Genomic DNA, 6,616 nt, shown 5'->3' on the forward strand with positions numbered 1-6,616 from the left:
TTAATAGAATATCCTTTTGCCATGTATCTATAAGTAACTTGAGTTCTATAATAAAACAATCTTTCTTCCCTTTCGTCATTACCCGTCACTCCTTTATTTTTTGATTATTCACAATATACAATATAAACATATGTTCTATAAAGAAAAAAGCACTTCATTCCTCCCACCTCTGAAGAAGTGGGCTTCCTGAAGCTCAATTCTGTGAATATTATGGTGGATGATTTCCGTTCCAGGCTACTCGCTTTGTAGCTGCCGCTTTGCTTTCGCTACAGAAAACATTTGTCGCTGCCGCTTCGCTTTCACGCAGAGCTTCCTGTGGGCGAGCGTCGAGCCGCTTCCTCCGCTGTTGTAGCTACCGCTACGTTAGCACTACGCTTTCGCACAGAAAACATCCGCTCCGTGCAGGGTCTCGTCTGACTCGCTTTCCCACGGGAGTCGAGTAGCCTTCCACTCCAATCAGCGGTAGCGTAGAACTTTTATTAATTTTATGTATTTCAAAAGTGAACGCTATGGCTACTCACCATAATCAAACAGAAGAAACTTATAACAATAATGCTATTGTACACCTGATCTTGCTGACGCTACGTTAATTCTACGCTTTCGCGAAAGACATGCCAGAAGATACATACTATGAGAAGTGGTTGATTGTAGTGGAGACTGGGCGACTCCTTGGGGATCAGCAATAGAGGAACGAAGGCTAAAACCATCACGTCCTGTGATAACGCCTTCGTGACCAACCTCGGTGCTGCTGACGCTGCGTTAGCACTACGCTTTCGCGCAAAAAACATGATACCCTGGAGCGAGCAACGCGAGTGAAGCAGCTCATCGGACGCCCCCAGGAAAGCGCCCAGTCGGAACGGAAATCAACCCCTCGCTTTGTTGAAGAACTATACTTTATTATATCGTAACTGCCATTCTGCATAGGTGTTTTGTTGTGCTGCTATATGTAATGAAAGCCGCTAGGAATTACTATGAGAAGTAATTTCTAGCGGCTTAGTAATTTATTAAGAAAGAAAAAAATCGATTTTGCGCCAAATGCGAAAATCGATTTTTTGGAAGCGACGATTAAACGCGCTCGATTTTACCTGATTTTAATGCACGAGCAGAAACCCATACACGTTTTGGTTTACCGTCTACTAAGATACGAACTTTTTGAAGGTTAGCACCCCAAGAACGTTTGCTAGCGTTCATAGCGTGGGAACGGTTGTTACCAGTACGAGCTTTACGCCCAGTGATTACACATTGTTTTGGCATGTTGTATTCCCTCCTTACTGTTAATGCTGAAAGATTATTATTTCAGTTCGGTATTTCACATACCATAATAATTTAACATACGATGACGTTCAGTGCAATAGTTTTCACATAACCTTTCAAGAAAAAAACCTTTACAGACAAAAAATACTTGTTAAATAATGGATGAAAATTCCTAGATGAAACAATTATTGGGAGAAGACTCATCATCAGTAGGGGATAAAGAAAATCCACTTTCATAAAGCTTCATTTTATTTTCCTCGGTAGCCAAGTTTCATAGAAACACGTTTACCAGTTTCCACTAAACGTTCTGTAAGGGTATTAATATATTCTGCTGAAACGTTAAAGCTAACAAAGCCTATACTTATTGCACCGACTACTTCATTGAAACCATTTATAATAGATACTGCGATTGAGGATGTTCCTGCCGTTCTTTCCCCATGACTAATGGCAAATCCTTGTAGTCTTATTTGATCAAGCTGTGCCTCTAATTCAGAGATTTCTTCATGAGGAATAAGCTGTTCAATAATTTCCCTTGCTTGAGAAACAGGCAGTGTAGCTAAAATTGCTTTATTTGCAGCCCCGATATGCATCGGTATACGAATGCCTAACTGATCGTAAATTCGAATCGGGTTAGTTGCACTGTCTATTCTTTCAATAATAATGGTATCTAAACCAGCGGGCTTACTTAAATAGACGCTTTCCTCGACTTCTCTTGCTAAACGTTCTAGTTCTGGCCTAATTTTACTAATGTAGTCCATCGTATCATACACTTGTAAGCCAAGCTCCATCCATATTGTACCGAGACGATATTGTTTAGTTTGATCGTCTTGTTCAATCATTCCTTCTTTAATCATCGCTTTTAAAATTCTATGTAATGTACTAAGTGGTAAATTGCATTTTGCTGAAAGCTCTGAAATGGACAAGCTGTTTTCACTTGCTTCAGAAGCCAAAACTTTAGCGATTGTCATAGCTCGTTCTAATAATTGCATTTATAATCCACCTCTCCTTCATATATTTTATTTTTATTCATAGCCTACGTCTAGCTACACAATCGTGGATATTTGTTTCATTCCGTTTCCTTCATAAAAAGAATGAATATATTAATTTTTCTAAATATATTGACATTATACCTTAAAGCACATATATTTTTCATATAAACTTTCCTCTTAACGGAAACGTTTTCCACTACGCGGAAAAGGAGTGAAAGGAATGCATTATTGTTCGTCAATGTATGCACCTTTGAGACATGTAATAGTAAAACATCCAAAAGATGCTTTCCGAAACCAACAGCATCTTAGCGATGAATGGAAAACATTTAACTACTTATCAGAACCTAGCTATAATGGGGCTCTTAAAGAATATGCAAAATTTATGAGCATTCTAGAAAAGTATGTTGAAAAAATTGATTTTTTACCAGAATCAGTTGAAGTAGGGCTTGATTCGCTGTATGCGCATGATCCTGTAAAATTCACACCAAATGGGGCCATTATCTTAAAATCTGGCAAAAAATCAAGACAGCCAGAAGCAGCTGTCTATAAAGCATTTTTACAGGAAAAAGGCATTCCGGTTATCGGAGAATTGACAGGAGAGGCTGTATCAGATGGTGGCGATATTGTTTGGCTTGATGACCGTACACTTGTGGTAGGTCGAGGCTATCGAACGAATGATGATGCTATTCGTCAGCTAAAGGACATGACGAAGGGTTTTGTGGATGAATTCATTGTTGTGCAGCTACCGCATGATTTAGGTGAAGCAGAATGTTTACACTTAATGTCCTTCATTAGTATGGTGGACGAGGATTTAGCGGTTGTACATTCACGATTAATGCCAGTTTTCTTTCGTCAGCTTCTAATCGACCGAGGTATTCAATTAATTGAGGTCCCGAAAGATGAGTATGATACGCTTGGCTGTAACGTTTTAGCACTTGCACCTAGAGTATGTATTGTTCCAAATGGAAATCCAATGACAAAGCAACAATTACTTGATGCTGGCGTAACAGTTTATGAATATAAAGGAAATGAAATTTCGATAAAAGGAACAGGTGGACCAACATGTTTAACCTGCCCAGTAGTAAGAAGAAAAAAGGAGATAAAGTAAAATGTTTAAAAATGTTATTGTAAAAAACCCAGGAAATAGTTATGTAAATGGTTTAACGACTAGTGACTTAGGAAAACCGATTTTAGAAAAATTATTTGAGCAGCATGAAAAATATGTTGAAGCATTAAAGAGATGTGGCGTGGAGGTTACACAGCTTCCGGCGAATGAAGCCTTTCCAGATTCAACATTCGTAGAGGATACGGCTGTTTTAACAGCTGAATTTGCCATTATTTCAAATCCAGGGGCCGAAGCTCGTAATCGTGAGATTGAGGAAATCGTGCCAGCTGTTAAAAAGTTCTATGAAAAATTATATTATATCGAAGGCCCAGGAACACTTGATGGCGGAGATGTATTGCAGGCAGAAAAGAAATTTTATGTCGGTATCTCTGATCGTACTAATGAAGAAGGGGCTCGACAATTTAAAGAAATCGTAGAAAAAGAAGGCTATGAGGCAACGATCATTCCGCTAAAGGCGTTTTTTCATTTAAAAACGGGCATCGCATATGTTGGTGAAAATCGTATTGTAGTAGCAGGAGAGTTTGTCGATCACCCTGCATTCGAATCCTATGAAAAAATTATTATTCCAAAAGAGGATGAGTATTCAGCAAACTGTATTCAAGTAAATGATTATGTCATTATTCCAGCAGGCTATCCAGAAACAAATCGTAAATTAAACGATCTAGGCTACCAAACAATTGAGCTAGAAATGTCTGAGTTTAGAAAACATGATGGTGGGCTAAGTTGTTTGTCATTACGTTTTTAACTTCTTTCAGCGGGTGTACAAACATCCGCTGAAATAGAGGAACTCAGTCTAAGAACGCCACGTCCTGTGGCAATTTATCTGTGCGAAAGCGAAGCGACAGCAACACGGTTTTATCTGTGCGAAAGCGAAGCGACAGCAACACGGTTTTATCTGTGCGAAAGCGAAGCGACAGCAACAACACACGACTGAGTGACCAACATCATGTTGCTGCCGCTGCGTTAGCACTACGCTTTCGCACAAAAAACATTTGCTGCTGACGCTACGCTTTCGCGCAAAAAACATTTGTTGGCCCAAAGCCTCCGGCGGATGTCAATGTAAAAATACCCAATCAATTTATATGGGATAAATTGATTGGGTACTTTAGTAGTAATGATATCAGAATATTCGATATATTGATAACTAGAGAGTGGGGATGGATGTTGAGTAAAGGGGAACAACGGCAAGATCATCAATTAAACCGTTCAATGAAGAGTCGGCATTTATTAATGCTATCACTCGGAGGAGTTATTGGAACAGGACTATTTTTAAATGTTGGCTTTACAATTAATCAGGCAGGTCCTGGAGGGGCATTAATTGGTTATTTATTTGGTGGCTTAATATTGTACATGGTTATGAATTGTCTTGGAGAATTGGCGGTTTACATGCCTGTAACTGGTTCTTTCCAAACCTATGCAACACGTTTTATCAGTCCTTCAGCCGGATTTTCTTTAGGATGGATGTATTTTGTCGGGTCAGCTGCCACAGCGGGGGTAGAATTTACAGCAGCGGGAATTTTGATGCAACATTGGTTCCCGAATGTTCCTATTTGGATATGGTGTGCTGTATTTATGGTGCTGTTATTTACTTTAAATGCATTGACAACTAGAGGATTTGCGGAAGCAGAATTTTGGTTTGCAAGCATTAAAGTCATTGCGGTGATTGCATTTATCGTTATAGGAGCTGCGGCAATCTTTGGATTGATTCCGCTAGCTGATCGTCCAACACCACATTTTACGAATTTAGCACCGTCTGGTTTATTCCCAGCAGGTATTGCCATTATTTTTGTCACAATGATGAATGTTATCTTTTCTTATCAAGGTTCTGAACTTGTCGGGATTGCAGCAGGAGAAACTGAAAATCCAGAAAAAAATATTCCTCGGGCAATAAAGACAATTCTTTTTAGAATTATAGTTTTCTATATTGCTTCTATTATTGTTTTATCTGCGATATTCCCTTCATCGGAGCTTGGACTACTGGAAAGTCCTTTTGTCACATTGATGAATTTAGCTGGCGTTCCATACGCTGCTGGCATTATGAACTTTGTAATTTTAACAGCGATATTATCAGTAGGTAACTCATGTTTATATGCTTCCACACGTTTATTATGGTCGATGTCAAAAGAGGGAATGGCTCCTAAATTATTTGGACGACTAACGAAAAATAAAGTGCCATTAAATGCACTTATTTTCACGATGCTTTTCTCGTTGCTTTCTTTATTAACGAGCGTGATGGAAGCAGATGCAGTATTTGTTTTACTCATGTCTATTGCAGGAATTTCTGTAACAATTTCATGGATGGGGATTTGCGCCTCTCAATTAATGTTCCGATATCGTTATGTCAAAGCAGGAGGAGATGTATCTGAATTAAAATTTAAAACACCATTTTATCCATTGATTCCAATGTTCTGTATTATTTTTTGCACGCTAATTCTGGTCTTTTTAGCATTCGATCCAACACAAAGAGTTGGTTTACTATATGGGGTTGGCTTCTTTATCGCTTGCATGATTTTCTATAAATTAAAATTGAGTAAAACGAATACAGTTTCTTCTGAGATTAACTCATCATCATAATGTGAGGGGATTTCCGTTCCGACTGGGCGCTTTGTTGTTGCTGTCGCTACGCTTTCGCACAGAGCAAAGCTTCCTGGGGGCGTTCGATGAGCCGCTTCGCTTCGCTGCAGGGTCTCGGGCCAACAGATGTTTTTTGCGCGAAAGCGTAGTGCTAACGTAGCGACAGCAACAGCACCGATGTTGGTCACGAAGGCGTTATCACAGGACGTGATGGTTTTAGCCTTCGTTCCTCTATTGCTGGTCCCCGAGGAGTCGCCCAGTCTCCACTCCAATCAACTTATATACAAAGCATACGTCTTAACAAATGTCATCCACAACTTTTGGTGATCAGCCAAAAAATGAGGAAACGTATGATTTACATTGAAACGAAATGCATTCGATTTTGAGAAAATGAAGGAGAATGATTATGACTAATTATCTTTGGAATACACCTGAAAAACTACGCGCATTATTATGTGAACTTGTCAGTTGGGTAACTAAACTGTTACGACAAATTTAGACAAAACTATACAAACCTGTATAGAAATATAGATTGATAACAGAATACCCTTCGTATCAAGCGATTGGTGCGAACTCCGCGTTAATTGCTTTTAACTCCTAAAGCCTTGTGACCAAAGCGGAGCTGGAAACGGCAGACGTAACGGTGCGAAAGCAGAAAAAACAACAAGGATGG

At 39.3% G+C, this 6,616-nt stretch carries 8 protein-coding genes; 4 read left to right on the forward strand and 4 right to left on the reverse strand.

The window, feature by feature from the left end:
- Window positions 1-581: 581 nt before the first annotated feature.
- From ACFCYJ_RS26980 to ACFCYJ_RS26990, 3 genes are all read right to left on the reverse strand, one after another.
- A complete protein-coding gene (locus ACFCYJ_RS26980; protein WP_376079009.1) occupies window positions 582-788 on the reverse strand; it encodes a hypothetical protein in 207 nt (68 codons plus the stop codon).
- A gap of 277 nt (window positions 789-1,065) precedes the next feature.
- On the reverse strand, window positions 1,066-1,254 hold the full coding sequence (gene rpmB, locus ACFCYJ_RS26985; RefSeq protein WP_079560418.1) for a 50S ribosomal protein L28: 189 nt from the start codon (window positions 1,252-1,254) through the stop codon (window positions 1,066-1,068).
- Window positions 1,255-1,502: 248 nt separating this feature from the next.
- The gene (locus tag ACFCYJ_RS26990; protein ID WP_376079011.1) at window positions 1,503-2,243 is read right to left on the reverse strand and encodes an IclR family transcriptional regulator; all 741 of its coding nucleotides are present in this window, start codon (window positions 2,241-2,243) and stop codon (window positions 1,503-1,505) included.
- 220 nt (window positions 2,244-2,463) lie between these two features.
- Here ACFCYJ_RS26990 and ACFCYJ_RS26995 point away from each other — a divergent pair, with 220 nt between their 5' ends.
- The 4 genes from ACFCYJ_RS26995 (at window position 2,464) to ACFCYJ_RS27010 (ending at window position 5,943) form a co-directional block, all read left to right on the forward strand.
- Complete coding sequence (locus ACFCYJ_RS26995) at window positions 2,464-3,351, forward strand: dimethylarginine dimethylaminohydrolase family protein (RefSeq protein ID WP_376079013.1); 888 nt, start codon at window positions 2,464-2,466, stop codon at window positions 3,349-3,351.
- A gap of 1 nt (window position 3,352) precedes the next feature.
- The gene (locus ACFCYJ_RS27000; protein WP_376079015.1) at window positions 3,353-4,114 is read left to right on the forward strand and encodes a dimethylarginine dimethylaminohydrolase family protein; all 762 of its coding nucleotides are present in this window, start codon (window positions 3,353-3,355) and stop codon (window positions 4,112-4,114) included.
- An 80-nt stretch (window positions 4,115-4,194) separates the two neighbouring features.
- Window positions 4,195-4,371 carry a hypothetical protein gene (locus ACFCYJ_RS27005; RefSeq protein WP_376079017.1) on the forward strand — a complete coding sequence of 59 codons (177 nt, stop codon included), beginning with the start codon at window positions 4,195-4,197 and terminating at the stop codon, window positions 4,369-4,371.
- Between the two features lie 159 nt (window positions 4,372-4,530).
- Window positions 4,531-5,943, forward strand: coding sequence for an amino acid permease (locus ACFCYJ_RS27010; protein ID WP_376079018.1), 1,413 nt, complete (start codon window positions 4,531-4,533; stop codon window positions 5,941-5,943).
- Here the strand turns inward: ACFCYJ_RS27010 and ACFCYJ_RS27015 are convergent.
- A complete protein-coding gene (locus ACFCYJ_RS27015) occupies window positions 5,883-6,215 on the reverse strand; it encodes a hypothetical protein (RefSeq protein WP_376079019.1) in 333 nt (110 codons plus the stop codon). The two genes, ACFCYJ_RS27010 and ACFCYJ_RS27015, sit on opposite strands and share 61 nt — an antisense overlap.
- Window positions 6,216-6,616 lie beyond the last annotated feature (401 nt).

It is taken from the genome of Lysinibacillus sp. NPDC056232, assembly GCF_042267565.1.
In the GTDB taxonomy this organism is placed as follows: Bacteria; Bacillota; Bacilli; order Bacillales_A; family Planococcaceae; genus Lysinibacillus.